The organism is Delftia sp. JD2 (assembly GCF_001682645.1).
In the GTDB taxonomy this organism is placed as follows: domain Bacteria; phylum Pseudomonadota; class Gammaproteobacteria; order Burkholderiales; family Burkholderiaceae_C; genus Comamonas; species Comamonas acidovorans.
This window is the reverse complement of the sequence record NZ_LFJT01000078.1, coordinates 12464-27566: the sequence shown is the minus strand read 5'-3', so window position 1 is coordinate 27566 and position 15103 is coordinate 12464. Positions and strand designations below refer to the sequence as shown.

At 67.9% G+C, this 15103-nt stretch carries 16 protein-coding genes and 1 pseudogene; 8 read left to right on the top strand and 9 right to left on the bottom strand.

The genetic code is table 11. The features are described 5' to 3' along the window. From ACM14_RS32305 to ACM14_RS27365, 4 genes and pseudogenes are all read right to left on the bottom strand, one after another. Window positions 1–238: pseudogene (locus ACM14_RS32305) on the bottom strand (hypothetical protein); the annotation flags it as partial. After that, complete coding sequence (locus ACM14_RS27370; protein WP_013801570.1) at window positions 235–450, bottom strand: helix-turn-helix transcriptional regulator; 216 nt, start codon at window positions 448–450, stop codon at window positions 235–237. The gene ACM14_RS27370 and the pseudogene ACM14_RS32305, both read right to left, overlap by 4 nt. Window positions 451–453: 3 nt before the next feature. Beyond that, window positions 454–612: a hypothetical protein gene (locus ACM14_RS32200; protein WP_016449238.1), complete on the bottom strand. Its 159-nt coding sequence runs from the start codon at window positions 610–612 to the stop codon at window positions 454–456. Continuing rightward, window positions 609–1157, bottom strand: a complete 549-nt coding sequence (locus tag ACM14_RS27365) for a DUF2975 domain-containing protein (protein ID WP_013801571.1) — start codon at window positions 1155–1157, stop codon at window positions 609–611. Before ACM14_RS27365 ends, ACM14_RS32200 begins: the two co-directional genes overlap by 4 nt. Before the next feature lie 57 nt (window positions 1158–1214). Between ACM14_RS27365 and ybaK the strand changes: the two genes are divergently transcribed. The 7 genes from ybaK (at window position 1215) to ACM14_RS27330 (ending at window position 10132) form a co-directional block, all read left to right on the top strand. Then, window positions 1215–1709, top strand: coding sequence for a Cys-tRNA(Pro) deacylase (ybaK, locus tag ACM14_RS27360; protein ID WP_012206589.1), 495 nt, complete (start codon window positions 1215–1217; stop codon window positions 1707–1709). A 168-nt stretch (window positions 1710–1877) separates the two neighbouring features. Then, window positions 1878–2558 carry a glycerol-3-phosphate 1-O-acyltransferase PlsY gene (gene plsY / locus ACM14_RS27355; protein WP_013801572.1) on the top strand — a complete coding sequence of 227 codons (681 nt, stop codon included), beginning with the start codon at window positions 1878–1880 and terminating at the stop codon, window positions 2556–2558. A gap of 98 nt (window positions 2559–2656) precedes the next feature. Continuing rightward, complete coding sequence (locus ACM14_RS27350; RefSeq protein WP_065347891.1) at window positions 2657–4189, top strand: DUF4178 domain-containing protein; 1533 nt, start codon at window positions 2657–2659, stop codon at window positions 4187–4189. 18 nt (window positions 4190–4207) lie between these two features. Then, window positions 4208–4426, top strand: a complete 219-nt coding sequence (locus ACM14_RS27345) for a DUF350 domain-containing protein (protein WP_013801574.1) — start codon at window positions 4208–4210, stop codon at window positions 4424–4426. A 190-nt stretch (window positions 4427–4616) separates the two neighbouring features. Next, complete coding sequence (locus ACM14_RS27340) at window positions 4617–6761, top strand: TonB-dependent siderophore receptor (protein WP_065347890.1); 2145 nt, start codon at window positions 4617–4619, stop codon at window positions 6759–6761. An 87-nt stretch (window positions 6762–6848) separates the two neighbouring features. Continuing rightward, complete coding sequence (locus ACM14_RS27335) at window positions 6849–8393, top strand: polyamine aminopropyltransferase (protein WP_034395892.1); 1545 nt, start codon at window positions 6849–6851, stop codon at window positions 8391–8393. Next, a complete protein-coding gene (locus ACM14_RS27330) occupies window positions 8372–10132 on the top strand; it encodes an FAD-dependent oxidoreductase (RefSeq protein WP_065347889.1) in 1761 nt (586 codons plus the stop codon). Before ACM14_RS27335 ends, ACM14_RS27330 begins: the two co-directional genes overlap by 22 nt. A gap of 45 nt (window positions 10133–10177) precedes the next feature. Here ACM14_RS27330 and ACM14_RS27325 read toward each other — a convergent pair whose 3' ends face one another. From ACM14_RS27325 to ACM14_RS27315, 3 genes are read right to left on the bottom strand one after another with little or no spacing between them, the layout of a single operon-like run. Then, a complete protein-coding gene (locus ACM14_RS27325; RefSeq protein ID WP_065347888.1) occupies window positions 10178–11167 on the bottom strand; it encodes an HD-GYP domain-containing protein in 990 nt (329 codons plus the stop codon). 40 nt (window positions 11168–11207) lie between these two features. Continuing rightward, window positions 11208–11873 (bottom strand): TIGR02281 family clan AA aspartic protease, encoded by a 666-nt coding sequence (locus tag ACM14_RS27320; protein ID WP_065347887.1) that lies wholly within the window; start codon window positions 11871–11873, stop codon window positions 11208–11210. A gap of 33 nt (window positions 11874–11906) precedes the next feature. Beyond that, the gene (locus ACM14_RS27315; RefSeq protein WP_012206580.1) at window positions 11907–12392 is read right to left on the bottom strand and encodes a YajQ family cyclic di-GMP-binding protein; all 486 of its coding nucleotides are present in this window, start codon (window positions 12390–12392) and stop codon (window positions 11907–11909) included. Window positions 12393–12496: 104 nt separating this feature from the next. Between ACM14_RS27315 and murB the strand changes: the two genes are divergently transcribed. Further along, complete coding sequence (gene murB / locus ACM14_RS27310; protein ID WP_065347886.1) at window positions 12497–13597, top strand: UDP-N-acetylmuramate dehydrogenase; 1101 nt, start codon at window positions 12497–12499, stop codon at window positions 13595–13597. Between the two features lie 96 nt (window positions 13598–13693). On the opposite strand, the gene ACM14_RS27305 is transcribed toward murB, so the two are convergent. Next, window positions 13694–14059: an SPW repeat protein gene (locus ACM14_RS27305; RefSeq protein ID WP_043819628.1), complete on the bottom strand. Its 366-nt coding sequence runs from the start codon at window positions 14057–14059 to the stop codon at window positions 13694–13696. A gap of 98 nt (window positions 14060–14157) precedes the next feature. Continuing rightward, window positions 14158–15027, bottom strand: a complete 870-nt coding sequence (locus ACM14_RS27300) for an MBL fold metallo-hydrolase (protein ID WP_012206577.1) — start codon at window positions 15025–15027, stop codon at window positions 14158–14160. Between the last annotated feature and the right edge of the window lie 76 nt (window positions 15028–15103).

Here is a 15103-nt window from a genome sequence, read left to right as displayed (position 1 = left end):
CCGGCCGTCGCGTAGGCGCGGGCGCCGCTCCGGGCCGGGCAGCCGCTGGAGCAGGAGAGGGGGTCGGCGTCGGCGTCGAAGTCGGCGTCTCGACCCAGACCACCTGAAGGCGGTGCGCCTCGGCCTGCCCGGTGCCGGGCCGCGCAATGTCCGGGGCCAGACCCTGCCACAGCAGCGCCCCATGCAGCAGCAGCGACAGCAGCAGGCCCGCGATCAGCCGCAGCCGCCCGCTGCTCAAGCCTCGGGCCCTGCCACCCATTCCAGCAGGTCGCCGGGCTGGCACTGCAGTGCCTCGCAGATGCGCTCCAGCGTGTCGAAGCGCACGCCGCGTACCTTGCCGCTCTTGAGCAGGGAAATATTCTGTTCGGTGATGCCGACCATCTCGGCCAGTTCGCGCGAGCGCATCTTGCGGCGGGCCAGCATCACATCGAGGTGGACGATGATGGGCATGGTTCAGTCGCCATCCCGGAATCGGTTGGCGTCGCGAAGGAAGATCACCAGGGTCAGCAGGAATAGGCCCAGCAGCACCAATGCGGCCTCGTACAGGTGCAGCGAGAGCGGGCGCTGGCCGGGGAGCACCATGAGGTGGATCGTGATGGGAACGCCGCTCATACGAATCCCGCGTTCTCGTCGGCGATGCGCCGCGCCTGCAGCATCACATGGGCGATGGAGACCAGCACCACGCCGAGCAGGACCAGCAGGCCATCGTGCCAGTACAGGCCCAGCGTGACGAAGCGCTGCCCTGGCGGATTGCCCATGCTGGCCGCCACCGACATCAGCGCGCGCGTGAAGGGCAGGGCCAGCGCGCCCGCCAGCACCGTCCAGGCAAAGCGCATCAGGGCGTGCTGCGCCTGCTGGCCGAAGACACGGCCCTGCAGATACTCGCCGAACAGTGTCCACAACTGGCGCAGCGCATACAGGCCGCAGCCCACGGGCAGCAGGCTGACCAGTGCGGTGCGCCAGCGCGCAGCCATGTCCAGCGGCTGGCCGGGCGGCATGCCCAGCAGGCCTTCCGCCTGGCCCGAAAGATCTTGCGGCGACAGCAGGGCGGCTGCCGGCAGGGCCAGCAGCGCGACGGCACCGAGCGCAATCAGGATGCGCGCCGCCTGGGAGTGGCGCCTCAGGGCGTTGCCCGCGGCGTGGGGCGTATAGTTCATGGCACAGCCTTGTATTGATGAATCGATAAAAAATTATTGTAAAACGATAAAAAATTCATGTCCAAGAAAAACTCTCATGTCAGCGAGACACCGGCCACGCAGCTGCTGCGCGCCCACAAGGTGGAGTTCACCGAGCACCCCTATGAGTACCTGGAACACGGCGGCACCGAGCACAGCGCGGCCAGCCTGGGCCTGGACGAGCACATGGTGGTCAAGACCCTGGTGATGCAGGACCAGGACGCCAGGCCGCTGATCGTGCTCATGCACGGCGACTGCAAGGTCTCCACCAAGAACCTGGCGCGGCAGATCGGCGCCAAGAGCGTGGAGCCCTGCAAGCCCGAAGTCGCCAACCGCCACAGCGGCTACCTGGTCGGCGGCACCTCGCCCTTCGGCACGCGCCGCGACATGCCGGTCTATATCGAAGAGAGCATCCTGGCGCTGCCGCGCATCGCCATCAACGGCGGGCGCCGGGGCTTTCTGGTGCAGCTGGACCCGCAGGTCTGCGTGCAGCTGCTGGATGCACGGCCCGTGCACTGCGCGCTGGCAGAATAGATGCCCTGAAGAAATGAACATGACTTGCGCACACGGGAAGGCGGCCACCGCCTCCAACGGGTTCGCGCAGGTCCTGATGAAAAACATGTGTCGGCGATCAGGGAGGGCGGGCCATCATGGCCGGCCGGATCGCGCGCCGGCGCTCCACAGACCGGCCAAGGACTTCAATTGAACGCGCTCTACCCCCTTCTCGCCACCGTGGCGGCCTACCTGATCGGCTCGCTGTCGTTCGCCGTCATCGTCAGCCGGGCCATGGGCCTGAACGATCCGCGCACCTATGGCAGCGGCAACCCCGGTGCCACCAATGTGCTGCGCTCCGGCAGCAAGGCGGCCGCGGCCGTCACCCTGCTGCTGGACGCCGCCAAGGGCTGGCTGCCCGTGGCCCTGGTGCAATGGTTCGGCAGCCGCTTCGGCCTGGGCGACGGCACGGTGGCCATGGTGGCGCTGGCTGCCTTCCTGGGCCACCTGTACCCGGTGTTCTTCCGCTTCAAGGGCGGCAAGGGCGTGGCCACGGCCCTGGGCGTGCTGCTGGGCATCAGCGTCTGGCTGGGCCTGGCGGTGGCGCTGACCTGGCTGATCATTGCCGTGTTCTTCCGCTATTCCTCGCTGGCGGCCCTGGTGGCCTCCGTGTTCGCCCCCGTCTACTACCTGCTGTGCAGTGGCGTGGTCTGGTATGCCGAGACGCCGATTGCCGCCGCCATCGTCGCCATGGCGGCCCTGCTGATCTGGCGCCACCGCGAGAACATCCAGCGCCTGATGGCCGGCAAGGAATCCAGGCTGGGCAGCAAGAAGGCCGACCCGGCAGCCGCCGCGGCCAAGCCCGGCACGGCCAAAGGCAAGCCGCATTGACCGCCGCCACCGCGCTGCGCTCCACGGGCGCAGCTTGCGTGAATGGCGTGGCCGGCCAGCCGCGCTCCAGGCCCTCTCACCACTGACGACCTTCCCACATGGCATCGAGTCCATCGCAGCGCGTCTACCGCGCACCTTGCCCCGGCTGCGGCGCGCCCGTGGAATTTTCCAGCGCCCAGGCCAGCTACGCCGTCTGCGAGTTCTGCCGCAGCACCGTGGTGCGCCAGGGCGATGTGCTGCAGCGCCGCGGCTCCATGGCCGAGGTCTTCGAGGACTACAGCCCCCTGCGCATCGGCGCCACGGGCCAGATGCTGCGCAACGGCAAGCCCGAGCACTTCACCCTGGTCGGGCGGCTGCAGCTCAAGAGCGAGGCGGGCGCCTGGAGCGAATGGGTGGCCGCGTTCAGCGATGGTGCGCTGGGCTTTCTGAGCGAGGACAACGGCCAGTTCGTCTGGTCCTGGCCCTGGGAGGCCGAGGCCCTGCGCAACGGGCCGTTCAAGGCCTCCGACTGGCTGCTGGGCTCGCAGCGCGTGCTGGGTGGCAAGAGCTTCACGGTCAGCAGCGTGCAGAACGCGCGGCTGGTATCGGCCCAGGGCGAGCTGGCGCAGCTGCCCGAGCCCGGCACGCCGTACCGGCTGGTGGAGCTGCGCAGCGAGCAGGGCCAGGTCCTGTCCGTGGACTTCTCGTCCCAGCCGCCTGCGCTGAGCCTGGGCGAACGCGTGGTGCTGGACGACCTCAGGCTGCAGGGCCTGCGCGACGGCGCCTCGCTCAAGGGCCAGCAGGGCCGGCACTTCAACTGCCCCAAGTGCGGCGCCGTGGTGCCCGTGCGCTTCACCACCACCAAGAGCCTGAGCTGCCCCAGTTGCGGATCGCTGGTGGACCTGAGCCAGGGCATTGGCAAGGAACTGTCCTATGCCGAACAGAACGAGCCCGTGCGCCCCGCCATCCCCCTGGGCAGCAAGGGCGCATTGGAAGGCCTGCAGTGGCAGGTGGTGGGCTTTCAGCACCGCATGGGCGAGGAGGCCGGCGACGACGAGAGCTTTGGCTGGGAGGAATACCTGCTGTTCAGCCAGAAGGCCGGCTTCGCCTTCCTGGTCGATTCCTCCGATGGCTGGAGCATGGCCCGCGTGACCACGGGCGTGCCCAAGCTCTCCAAGAACCGCAGCACGGCCAAGTACATGGGCCGGCAGTACCAGCTTGAATCGCGCTACACGGCCGAGACCACCTACGCGCTGGGCGAGTTCTACTGGCCCGTGCAGCGCGGCCAGACCACGCGCAATGTGGACTATGTGAGCGCAGGCGCGCAGAACAAGGCCTTTCTGGCCAGCGAGACCGAGAACGGCGAGACCACCTGGTCGCATGGCAGCGCCGTCTCGGCCACCACGCTGGCCACGGCCTTCGGCCTCAAGCAGCTGCGGGACCGCTCGCAGGTCGGCGTGATGTCGGGCAGCCGCTTCGGCCTGTGGACCATCGTCATCGGCGTGGTCATCCTGTGGCTGGTGTTCGTCATGCTGCGCGGCTGCATGTCGCGCCCGAACTGCAACCCGAACACCGATCCCAACTGCAACAGCTACACCCGCAGCAGCGGCGGCTCCTGGGGTGGCTACACCTCGGGCGGCAGCCACAAGTAAACAACGGAGAAACTGATCATGAACTTCGACTGGTTCAACCCCGCCGCCTTCTTCGGCTCGATCCTCTATGCGCTGGTGGGCGTGGTGGTGTTCTGGCTGTGCTTCATCATCATCGACAAGATCACGCCCGTGGACATGTGGGCCGAGATCGTCGAGAAGCACAACAAGGCGCTGGCCATGGTGGTGGCCGCCATGTGCCTGGGCATCAGCATCATCGTCGCTGCCGCCATCCACTGAAAGGGGCCGCCTGGCCCCCCCCGCACTCCCCATCTCCTGCCGACACGCAGCCCGCCTGAAAAGGTGCGGCTGCGCTGCGCATGGCGGCGTTGCTGCGTGGCAACAAATTCCTTGTTGATAGTGAGTTTGCAAATGATATTCGTTTGCATTCTAAATAGAATCGCCCCCTTCATTCGAAGAGAGGGTTTCCATGACAGACCATCAAGCCGCCCGCAGGGCAAGGCTTTCAGCGGGTGTGACCGCTGGCATCATCACCACCGCGCTGGCGGGCGCGGTCCATGCCCAGGAGGCCGCTCCAGCCGATCCGGCCCAGGCACAGACGCAGACGCAGTCTCAACAGGCCCACACCCTGCCCACGCTGCAGGTCAACGCTTCCCAGTACGACCCTGACGACGTGCGCCCCGAAGGCGTGACCACGGCGACCAAGACCTATCTGGCGCCCAAGGACATCCCGCAGACCATCGATACGCTGGAGGTCAACAAGTACAAGAGCTACGGCATCAACGACCTGGCCACCATGCTGGACGGCGTGCCGGGCGTGAACACCACCTACGACATGCGTGGCGAGGGCGTGTACATCCGCGGCTTCAAGGCCGACGAGAGCGACATCTACCGCGACGGCGTGCGCGAAAGCGGCCAGGTGCGCCGCAGCACGGCCAATGTGGAGCGCATCGAGATCCTCAAGGGACCGGCCTCCGTGCTCTACGGCCGCAGCGCGGGCGGCGGCGTGGTCAACATGGTGAGCAAGCAGGCGCGCTTCGACGCCAAAAGCAGCATCACGCTGCGCGGCGGCTCCTGGGACAACGTGGGCGGCACCATCGACATCAACCGCGTGCTCAACGAGAACGTGGCCGTGCGCCTGACGGCCGACCGCGAGCAGGCCCACAGCTTCCGCGAAGGCATACGCAACCGCAACGAGATGGTCTCGCCCAGCATCCTGGTGGACACCCGCACGGGCTGGCGCTGGACCGGCCAGTACACCTATGACAACGTCTGGCGCGTGCCCGATCGCGGTCCGGTCTATGACCAGTTGCCGGCCGGCGTTTCCATCCGCAAGGGCTTCGCGGCACCGGGCGACTACGTGGAAGATCGCCTGCGCGTGCTGCGCTCCGACCTGTCCTATGACTTCAACAACCGCTGGAGTCTGCGCTGGGTGGCCAGCAAGCGCGAGGCCAGCCAGGACTTCGACCACTACTTCGCCGGCACCTACCGTGCCGCCACCGGCAAGATCACGCCCAACTACGCTTGGCAGCAGACCCGCAACACCACGCTGTCCAACACGCTGGACCTGACGGGCAAGTTCAGCACGGGCAGCATCAAGCACGATCTGCTGGTGGGCCTGGAGGCCAGCGAGGAAGAGCGCGCGCCGCGCGTCGGCCAGCCCGGCAGCACCTTCTCCTACGATCCGTTCCAGCCCATCGTCTGGCCCAGCCGTCCGGCGCAGGGCAAGCCGACCCAGGACAACTATCACAAGGGCAAGGGCCAGGCGCTGTACATGCAGGACCTGGTCAGCCTGACCGAGCAGTGGAAGCTGCTGCTGGGCCTGCGCTACGACAGCTACGACTTCCAGAGCACCAACAGGATCGCCAATCTCACGCGCAAGACCGACGGCAACGGCTTCAGCCCGCGCGTGGGCGTGGTGTGGCAGCCGGTGCGTGAGCACAGCTTCTATGCGTCCTGGAACAAGAGCTACTCGCCCTATGGCGGCCGCGGCATCCTGACCGTGGAAACCGCCGTGGGCGCGGTGCCGGACGACGAGCCCCAGTACTCGCGCCAGTCCGAGGTCGGCGTCAAGAGCGACTGGCTGGGCGGCGCGCTGTCCACCCAGGTCTCCGTCTACCAGCTGGAGAAGTACAACATCCGCTACCGTCCCGATCCCGAGAACGATCCCTACACCTGGGCCATCCGGGGCAAGGACCGTTCGCGCGGCATCGAGTTCAGCGCGGCGGGCCGCGTGGCCGGTTCCTGGTATGTGCGCGGCGGCGTGGCCTTCATGGAGGCCAAGGTGGCTGAAGACGCGCAAAACCCCGCCAACGTGGGCCTGTACCTGCGTGACACGGCCAAGCGCAACGGCAACCTGTTCCTGCGCTATGCGCCCAAGGGACCCTGGTATGGCGAAGTCGGCGTGACCTACACGGGCAGCCGCTTCACCAACGCCGCCAACACGGCCCTCCTGCCCGGCTACTCGCGCTGGGATGCGCTGGTGGGCTGGCGCCAGGACGCCTGGACGGTGACCGTGGCGCTGTCCAACCTGTTCGACAAGCAGTACTGGCGCTCCAGCTCCATGCCAGGCGCACCGCGCAGCGTTCTGGTCAGCGCCAACTACCAGTTCTGACGGCGGCGCCCGAGGCGCTGCGCTCCTTCCCGCTTTGCACGGTGTCCGTTGCACGCGGGAAGGGGCGCATCGCGCACAATACCGGCCGTGCAAACCTCAGCCCCTCTTGCCGGCGCGCAGCCGGCGCGTCCCATCGACATCGCCCTGCTGGTCAGCGTCTTCGTGATCGCGGCCTGCGGCCTGCTTTACGAACTGGCTGCGGGTGCGCTGGCTTCCTATCTGCTGGGCGACTCGGTCCTGCAGTTCTCCACCATCATCGGCAGCTACCTGTTCGCCATGGGCATCGGCTCATGGCTTTCGCGCTATTTCGAGGACCATCTGCCCGCGCACTTTCTGCGCATCGAGCTGATGGTGGCCCTGGTCGGCGGCGCGCTGCCGGCCACGCTGTTCATTGCCAACGCCTACGCGCCCGGCGCGTTCCGGTTCCTGCTGTACGGCATGGTGCTGGTGGTGGGCACGCTGGTGGGGCTGGAGATTCCGCTGGTGATGCGCATCCTCAAGCGCAATGTGACGCTCAAGGACCTGGTGTCCCAGGTGCTGACCTTCGACTACCTGGGCGCGCTGGCCGTGTCGCTGGCATTTCCGCTGCTGCTGGTGCCCAAGCTGGGCCTGGTGCGCACGGGGCTGCTGTTCGGCTTCATGAATGCGGCGGTAGCGGTCTGGGCACTGCTGCTGTTTCGCCATGAACTGCGGCGACCGCGCGCCCATGCCCTGGCCTGCGCTGCCGTGCTGGCCCTGCTGGGCACGGGCATCTGGGGCGCCGACCATCTGACGCGCCTGGCCGACGACCATTTCTACCAGGACCGCATCGTGCTCTCCAGCAGCTCGCCCTACCAGCGCATCGTGGTGACGCAGGGGCGCCAGGGCGCGCGGCTGTACCTCAACGGCAACCTGCAGTTTGCGCAAAGCGACGAGTACCGCTACCACGAGGCCCTGGTCCACCCGGTGATGGCCGCGCATGGCGCGCCCAAGCGCGTGGCCGTGCTGGGCGGCGGCGACGGCATGGCCGTGCGCGAGGTGCTCAAGTACCCCTCGGTGGAGTCGGTCACCCTGGTGGAGCTGGACCCGGCCATGACGGACCTGTTCAAGGACAACGCCATGCTGCGCCGGCTCAACGGCGAAGCGCTCAGCGATGCGCGCGTGCACATCCTCAATACCGATGCCTTCCACTGGCTGCAGCAGGGCGGTGATACCTTCGACGTGGTCATCGTCGATTTCCCCGATCCGACCAATTTCGCCATCGGCAAGCTGTTCACCAACAGCTTCTATGCCTTGCTGGACAAGCGCCTGGCGGCCAGTGGCTACGCCGTGGTGCAGACCACCTCGCCCCTGATCGCACGCAAGAGCTACTGGACCGTGGTGCAGACCATCGAATCCATCGGCCTGCAGGCCACGCCCTACCACGCGCATGTGCCCAGTTTTGGCGAATGGGGCTTCGTCATCGCCAGCCACCGGCCTTGGCGCGAGCCCGATGCCCTGCCTGCGGGCCTGCGCTTTCTGAGCGCGCAGACCATGGCGCTGATGTTCGACTTCCCGCTGGACATGGCGCGTGTGCCGGCCGAGGTCAACCGCCTGTCCAACCAGGTGCTGGTCAACACCTACGAGCGCGAATGGGGCAGGGTGGAGCGTTGAGCACCGGCCTCTCGCCCCTTTGGAGCCGGCGCCAATGGCTGCAGGGCCTGGCCGGCGGCGCGGCCCTGGGCCTGTCCGGCTGCACGCCAACGCCACCGCGGCTTGAAGACCTGCCCGGCGGATTCAGCGGCGTGGCGCTGGAGCGCGGCCATGCCTTGCGCGCGTTCTGGCAGCGCCTGGCCCAGGGCCTGGCGCTGCCGGCGCCGGCCGTGGTGCACCGTGCCAAGGTGGTGATTGCCGGCGGCGGCATGGCAGGCCTGGCCGCCGCGCGCGCACTGGAGCTGGCGGGTGTGCAGGGCGTGGCCCTGCTGGACACGCAGCAGGCCATGGGCGGCAACAGCCAGGGCGGCAGCATTGCGGGCCTGCCCTGTCCGCTGGGTGCCCACTATCTGCCCCTGCCCGGTGACGATGCGGCCGAGGTGCAGGACTGGCTGGAGGCCCTGGGCCTGCGCCAGCGCCGCGCGGGCCGCTGGCAGTACGACGAGCGCCATCTGTGCCACAGCCCGCAGGAGCGCCTGTTCTGGCAGGGCGCCTGGCATGAGGGCCTGCTGCCCGTCGATGGCGTGGCGCCGCGCACGCTGGAGCAGTACGAACTCTTTGCGCGGAGCGTGGCCCAGGAGATGGACAGGGCGGCCTTTGCCATGCCGTCCATCCGTGTCTGGCAGCGCGAGGGCCGGCTGCCCGCCGCCCATGCCGCGCTGGACGGCCAGACCATGCAGGCCTGGCTGACCAGCCAGGGCATCGATGATGCGCAGCTGATCTGGTATCTGGAGTACTGCTGCCGCGACGACTTTGGCGCGGGCCTGGCGCGCGTATCGGCCTGGGCAGGCATTCACTATTTCGCCAGCCGCCATGGCTTCTCGGCCCCGCGCCGCCAGGACGAGCGAACGGCAGAAGAGGCCGGCGACGCCGTGCTGACCTGGCCCCAGGGCAACGGCTGGCTGTCGCAGCAACTGGTGGCAGGGCTGGGCTCCACCGACCTGCAGACGGATTGCAGCGTGCTATCCATCGCCGAAGGTGCCGACGGTGTGGAGATCGACGTCTACCACCATGGCCGCCAGCAGCACGAGCGCTGGCTGGCCGCGCGCTGCGTCGTGGCCCTGCCCAGCTTCATCGCGGCACGCGTGGTGCGCGATGCGCCGGATTTCCTGCGCGCGGTGGCGGGCCGGCTGGACTGGGCGCCCTGGCTGGTGGCCAACATCCATCTGCAGCGGCCGCTGGCCGACCGGCCCGGCGCCGATCCGGCCTGGGACAACGTGCTGTTTGCCGATCCGAATGCGGGCGGTCTGGGCTACGTGGACGCGGGCCACCAGGGCCTGGACCGGCTCACGCCCCGGCCCACGGTGCTCAGTTACTACCAGGCGCTGGGCGACTGGCCTGACGGGCGCGCGCAACTGCTGGGCCAGCCCTTCGGCTTCTGGCGGGACCGCATCGTCGGCAGCCTGCTCATCCCCCATCCCGACCTGCTGCACAAGGCCACGCGCATGGAGATCACGCGCTACGGCCACGCCATGGCCATTCCCCGGCCTGGCGACCAGCAACTGCTCAGCCAGGTGGCGCTGCAGTCGCACCACCGGGGCCGCAGCGCGCAGTGCGCCGGCGAGCGCGTGGCCCTGCTGCCCACGCCGGGCACGCGCCGCCTGTGGTTCGCGCATTCCGACTGGGCCGGCTACTCGGTGCTGGAGGAGGCCTTCACGCGTGGCCACCATGCGGGCCTGTGGGCTGGCGCGCGGACCTGATACGGGCTGCGGCGCCGGTGTCGCGCGCTTCAGGCGCCAGATCGTTCAGACAGGTCCGGGCACCTGCACCATGCGGTACAGCGACTGGCTGCCGCGTGCGGCCAGCACGCCCAGCTGCGCCAGCGTGCGCGGGTCCAGCTCCAGCGTGATGGCGGCGCGCGCCAGTGCCGAGCGGATGCGGGGGCCGTCCTCGCCTTCGTGGATGACGGGCGGGTAGAGGCTGGCGCCGTCGGCGCCGATCACGCTGGCCACCAGCGGCGGCTGCGGCGGCTCGCCACGGCGCAGCACCACGGCGATGTCGCCGTTGTCCAGCCGCACGTAGGTGCCGGGCGGGCACAGGCCCACGGCGCGCACCAGCGCGAAGCCGACTTCGTCGGAGTAGCGCTGCTGCTGGGTGAGCGCGCGCAGCGACTCGGCGGCGCTGCGGCCTTCGCGTGACTTGCGCGGGCTGATCAGGGCCGCGTAGCGGTCCACCGTGCCCAGGATGCGCACCAGGCGCTGCACCGGGGGCAGTGTGGCCAAGGGCTGCTGGGGCACGGCTTCATGGTGGCGGGCCACCAGTTCCAGCCACTGCGCGTCGTTGACGAACAGACGCGCCAGCAGGGCCTGGCTTTGCAGCGGATGGCGCTGCACGGCCTGCTGCTGGGCGGGGGTCAGCGGCTCGCGCTGCAGCGCCAGTTCGTCCTGCAGCGCGTTCATGCCGATGTTCATGGTCAGCGCGCCGCGTACCAGGGTGCGGTGCTCGGTCTCGTTCAGGCGCAGCTCGCGCGCCAGCACATGGCACAGGCAGGCGCAGACCAGGGCATGGGAGGCGCTGTAGCCCACGGTGGAGGAGCAGGCGCGCTGGAACATCAGGTACAGCGCGGCATCGCTGTCGTGGGCGATCAACTCCTGCAGCCACAGGTCGATCTGCTGCAGCTTGACCAGGAAGCCCTGCACCTGCAGCGGCGCGGACAGCAACACGGACAGCGCGGCCTCCAGGTCGGACCACAGGCCCAGCAGGTCTTCGTAGGAATCGTCGGGGCGTCGGCTCATCGGTGGCGGGGTGCGGAAAGCGGGGCGAGTGCAGGCCGCATCAGCGCCGCTCCAGCACCATCTCGCTGCCCTGGCGGGTCATCTGGACGTGGGCCAGAAAGCTGTTTCCCAGCAGCACATAGGGCATGGCAAGAGGGGCGACCACGGCGTCCACGCCAAAGACCTCGACATCGCCCACGCGCACCGAGTCCAGCCGCAGGCTCCAGCCCTGGGCGTCGCCGTTGGCGGTGCGCATCATCACGGGCTGGCCCTTGAGAAAGGGCAGGCCCATGCGTTCGGCGTCGGACCGGCCTATGGCGACCGAGCTGGCGCCCGTGTCCACCATGTAGACCATGGTCTTGCCATTGATCTGGCCGCGTTCGATGAAATGGCCCCGGTTGTCGGCCTTGAGCACCACGCGCCGGCCAAGCACGGGATCGCCCCCCGCCGCGCCCCGGCCGCCCAGGCTGATGGGCGCTTCGCCCAGGCGCAATGTCTGGCGGCGGCCCTTGATTTCCACCTCGGCCGTGTCGCCCGATACCTGCAGCACGCGCACGTCCTGCAGGCTGTCGCCGGCCGCCAGAGCGCGTGGCGTGCCGCCGTCGATGACCAGCAGGGCCTTGCTGCCCAGCACGCCGCGAAGTGCCACGGACTGCGCTGTCGCCGGTGGCGGAGCCAGCACGGCCACGCCGGCCAGGCTCAGAAGTACGGCACGCAGGTGGCGCATGGGGCTTGTGATGGAGGGGCGGATGCCGGGCGATCAGTCGCGGAAGTTGTTGAAGGACAGGGGATGGTCGGCCAGGTCCTTGCGAATCAGGGCCATGGCCGCCTGCAGGTCGTCGCGCTTGGCGCCGGTGACGCGAACGGCGTCGCCCTGGATGGCGGCCTGCACCTTGAGCTTGCTGTCCTTGATCAGCTTTTGCAGCTTCTTGCCCAGCTCGGCCTCGATGCCGTTCTTGACCTTGATGGTCTGCTTGAGCTTGTCGCCGCCGATCTTCTGTGCCTTCTGGATGTCCAGGAAGCGCACGTCCACGCTGCGCTTGGTCAGCTTGTTGCGCAGGATGTCCTCGACCTGCTGCAGCTGGAAGTCGGCATCGCCGAACAGCGTTATTTCCTTGTCCTTAAGTTCGATGGCGGCCGAGGTGCCCTTGAAGTCGAAGCGCGTGCCGATTTCCTTGGCGGTGTTCTCCACGGCGTTCTTCACTTCGACGAAGTCGGCTTCGCACACGGTGTCAAAAGAAGGCATGGCAAATATTTCCTGTAAATGTTCTGAAAAAGTATCGCAGCGCGGGACCGGGCGATGCGGGCACGGTGCCGGAGGCGTGGGGACGCGGTGCGACAATCCGGCTGATGTTAGTCGAGAAAAATGTTCCGCTGCAGCATTGCAACAGCTTCGGCATCGCCGCCCGTGCCCACACCCTGGTGCGTGTGCGCAGCGATGAGGATATTCGCCATTTCCTGGCCGATCCGCTGTGGGGCCGCCAGCCCGTGTTCGTGCTGGGCGGCGGCAGCAACGTGGTGATCACGGGCGATGTCGATCCCGTGGTCCTCAAGATGGAGATAGCGGGCATGCGCCTGCTGCGCGAGACCGAGCGCCACTGGATCGTCGAGGCCGGTGCCGGCGAGCGCTGGCACGACCTGGTGGCCTGGACCCTGTCGCAGGGCTATGGCGGCCTGGAGAACATGGCGCTGATTCCCGGCACCGTGGGCGCATCGCCGGTGCAGAACATCGGCGCCTACGGGCTGGAGCTGCAGGACCGGTTCGATTCGCTGGATGCCATCGACCTGGCCACGGGTGAATCCTTCACGTTGGATGCCGCGCAATGCGCCTTCGGCTACCGCGACTCGGTGTTCAAGCACGCCCCGGCCGAACCCACGCCCGTGGCACGGGCACGCATGAGCGGCGTGCCGCCGCGCGGCATGGGCCTCAAGGGCCGCGCCGTGATCACGCGCGTGCGCCTGGCCCTGCCCAAGGAGTGGAAGCCCGGCCTGGGCTACCTGGACCTGCAGCGCCGCCAGGCCGAGGTCGGCGTGGCCGAGCCCACGGCCCGCCAGATCTTCGACTGGGTCTGCGAGATCCGCCGCGCCAAGCTGCCCGATCCGGATCAGATCGGCAACGCCGGCAGCTTCTTCAAGAACCCGACGGTGACGCCCGAGCAGTGCGCCGACATCATTGCGCGCGAGCCCAAGATCGTGCACTACCCCATGGACGACGGCTCCATCAAGCTGGCCGCCGGCTGGCTGATCGATGCCTGCGGCTGGAAGGGCAAATCCATGGGCCGCGCCGGGGTGTATGACAAGCAGGCCCTGGTGCTGGTCAATCGGGGCGACCGGCACAGCGTGGACCGCAGCGTCACCGGGGGCGAGGTCATGACGCTGGCCGGCGCGATACAGACCAGCGTCTACGAGCGATTCGGCATCCGCCTGGAGCCCGAGCCCGTGGTGGTCTGATCGATCGACGGCCTCAAGAAAACAGCGGCCCGCAGACCGTGGAGGCCTGCGGGCCGCTTTGCTTGCTTTGTATCAGCGCTTCAGTGCTTCAGCGCATCAGTGGGCGGAGTGGCTGCTGCGCCAGCTCATGTAGTCCTTGTCGGTCATCAGCACCCACAGCGCCAGCACCATGACCACCACGCCGGACACCACGGCATTGCGCATGGCATCCATCTGGCCGGCAAAGCCCAGCGCCCAGGGCGAGATCACCATCCACAGCCCCAGCAGGCCTTCGGTCCATTCCTCCCACGCGCGGGGCATGAAGATGGCCCCCAGCGCAGCGGCAATCAGCGCCAGGCCGATGACCACGCCATTGGCCGTGGGCGCCATCTGGTCCTGGAACCCGAGCACCCAGGGCGAGACCGCCAACCAGGCTCCCAGCAGGACATTGATCGGGTCCTGCCAATGCTTCATGTATTTCATGGCTGCACCTCCTGCCGCCACGACGAATGAGGGCGGCAACTCGTTGGATCAAGGCCGCAGCATGCAGGTTCCATGAGGATTTTTGTGAAAGTGCCTGCTTACCAGGGCATCTCGCCCTTGTTCACCTTGGCTCCAATGTCCAGCGACAGCGCCATGCCGGCCTGCGGGTAGGCCTGCTTCATGGCGCCGATCAGCTCGGCACTGTTTGCGGCCTTGGCGGCGGCGGCCTCGAAACGCTGGAGATAGTCGCGTGTATAGGCGATGGCGCTGGCGTCCATGGCGGTGCCGGCCTGCATGTGGCCGGGCACGACGACGGCGGGCTTGAGGGCCTGCATCTCGTCCAGCTGCGCCAGCCAGGCCTTGCGCTCGGCGCTCTTTTGCGTGTCCGCCGTCCAGACATGCAGGTTGCCGAACACGCCCACGTTGCCGACGATGGCCTGCAGCGCAGGCACCCAGACATAGGGGCGGTGGGCCAGCGGGCCGGTGGTGCCGCGCAGCTCCAGCGTCTGGCCGTCCACGGTCACCGTATTGCCCTGCAGGGCCTCGGGCAGCACGGGATGGCTGGGGGCGTTGGCGCCCATCTTGGGGCCCCAGAAGGCCAGCTTGCCCTGCAGCTTGGACTCGATCTTCTCGCGCACGGCGGGCGTGGCCACGACCTTGGCCTGCGGGAACAGGTTCTTCAGCACCTCGGCGCCGAAGTAGTAGTCGGGGTCGGCATTGCTGATGAGGATGGTGGTCAGCTGCTTGCCGCTGTCCAGCACATTGGCGGCAATGCGCAGGCCGTCGGCGCGGGTGAAGCCGCTGTCCACGACCACGGCCTCCTTGGCGCCGGTGATCAGGGTGGAGGTCACGGCAAAGCTGTGTTCGTCGGCCTGGTAGACCTTCATCTGCAGCGGGGCGGGCGCCTGGGCATGGGACAGGCCGGCCGACAGGGCCAGGGTGAGCGAAAGCACGGTGGTGCGAAGCATGTCGATTTCCTTTGAAAAAAGCACAAGACAGAAAACGGGTGGCAGCGCCGTGCTGCCATGTGTCGTACTTTAGTTT

Excerpts from the sequence above, each read along its gene's own strand:
- ACM14_RS27370 (WP_013801570.1), bottom strand. The coding sequence starts at position 450 with ATGCCCATCATCGTCCACCTCGATGTGATGCTGGCCCGCCGCAAGATG.
- ACM14_RS32200 (WP_016449238.1), bottom strand. The coding sequence starts at position 612 with ATGAGCGGCGTTCCCATCACGATCCACCTCATGGTGCTCCCCGGCCAG.
- ACM14_RS27365 (WP_013801571.1), bottom strand. The coding sequence starts at position 1,157 with ATGAACTATACGCCCCACGCCGCGGGCAACGCCCTGAGGCGCCACTCC.
- ybaK (WP_012206589.1), top strand. The coding sequence starts at position 1,215 with ATGTCCAAGAAAAACTCTCATGTCAGCGAGACACCGGCCACGCAGCTG.
- ACM14_RS27350 (WP_065347891.1), top strand. The coding sequence starts at position 2,657 with ATGGCATCGAGTCCATCGCAGCGCGTCTACCGCGCACCTTGCCCCGGC.
- ACM14_RS27345 (WP_013801574.1), top strand. The coding sequence starts at position 4,208 with ATGAACTTCGACTGGTTCAACCCCGCCGCCTTCTTCGGCTCGATCCTC.
- ACM14_RS27340 (WP_065347890.1), top strand. The coding sequence starts at position 4,617 with ATGACAGACCATCAAGCCGCCCGCAGGGCAAGGCTTTCAGCGGGTGTG.
- ACM14_RS27330 (WP_065347889.1), top strand. The coding sequence starts at position 8,372 with ATGGGGCAGGGTGGAGCGTTGAGCACCGGCCTCTCGCCCCTTTGGAGC.
- ACM14_RS27325 (WP_065347888.1), bottom strand. The coding sequence starts at position 11,167 with ATGAGCCGACGCCCCGACGATTCCTACGAAGACCTGCTGGGCCTGTGG.
- ACM14_RS27320 (WP_065347887.1), bottom strand. The coding sequence starts at position 11,873 with ATGCGCCACCTGCGTGCCGTACTTCTGAGCCTGGCCGGCGTGGCCGTG.
- ACM14_RS27315 (WP_012206580.1), bottom strand. The coding sequence starts at position 12,392 with ATGCCTTCTTTTGACACCGTGTGCGAAGCCGACTTCGTCGAAGTGAAG.
- murB (WP_065347886.1), top strand. The coding sequence starts at position 12,497 with ATGTTAGTCGAGAAAAATGTTCCGCTGCAGCATTGCAACAGCTTCGGC.
- ACM14_RS27305 (WP_043819628.1), bottom strand. The coding sequence starts at position 14,059 with ATGAAATACATGAAGCATTGGCAGGACCCGATCAATGTCCTGCTGGGA.
- ACM14_RS27300 (WP_012206577.1), bottom strand. The coding sequence starts at position 15,027 with ATGCTTCGCACCACCGTGCTTTCGCTCACCCTGGCCCTGTCGGCCGGC.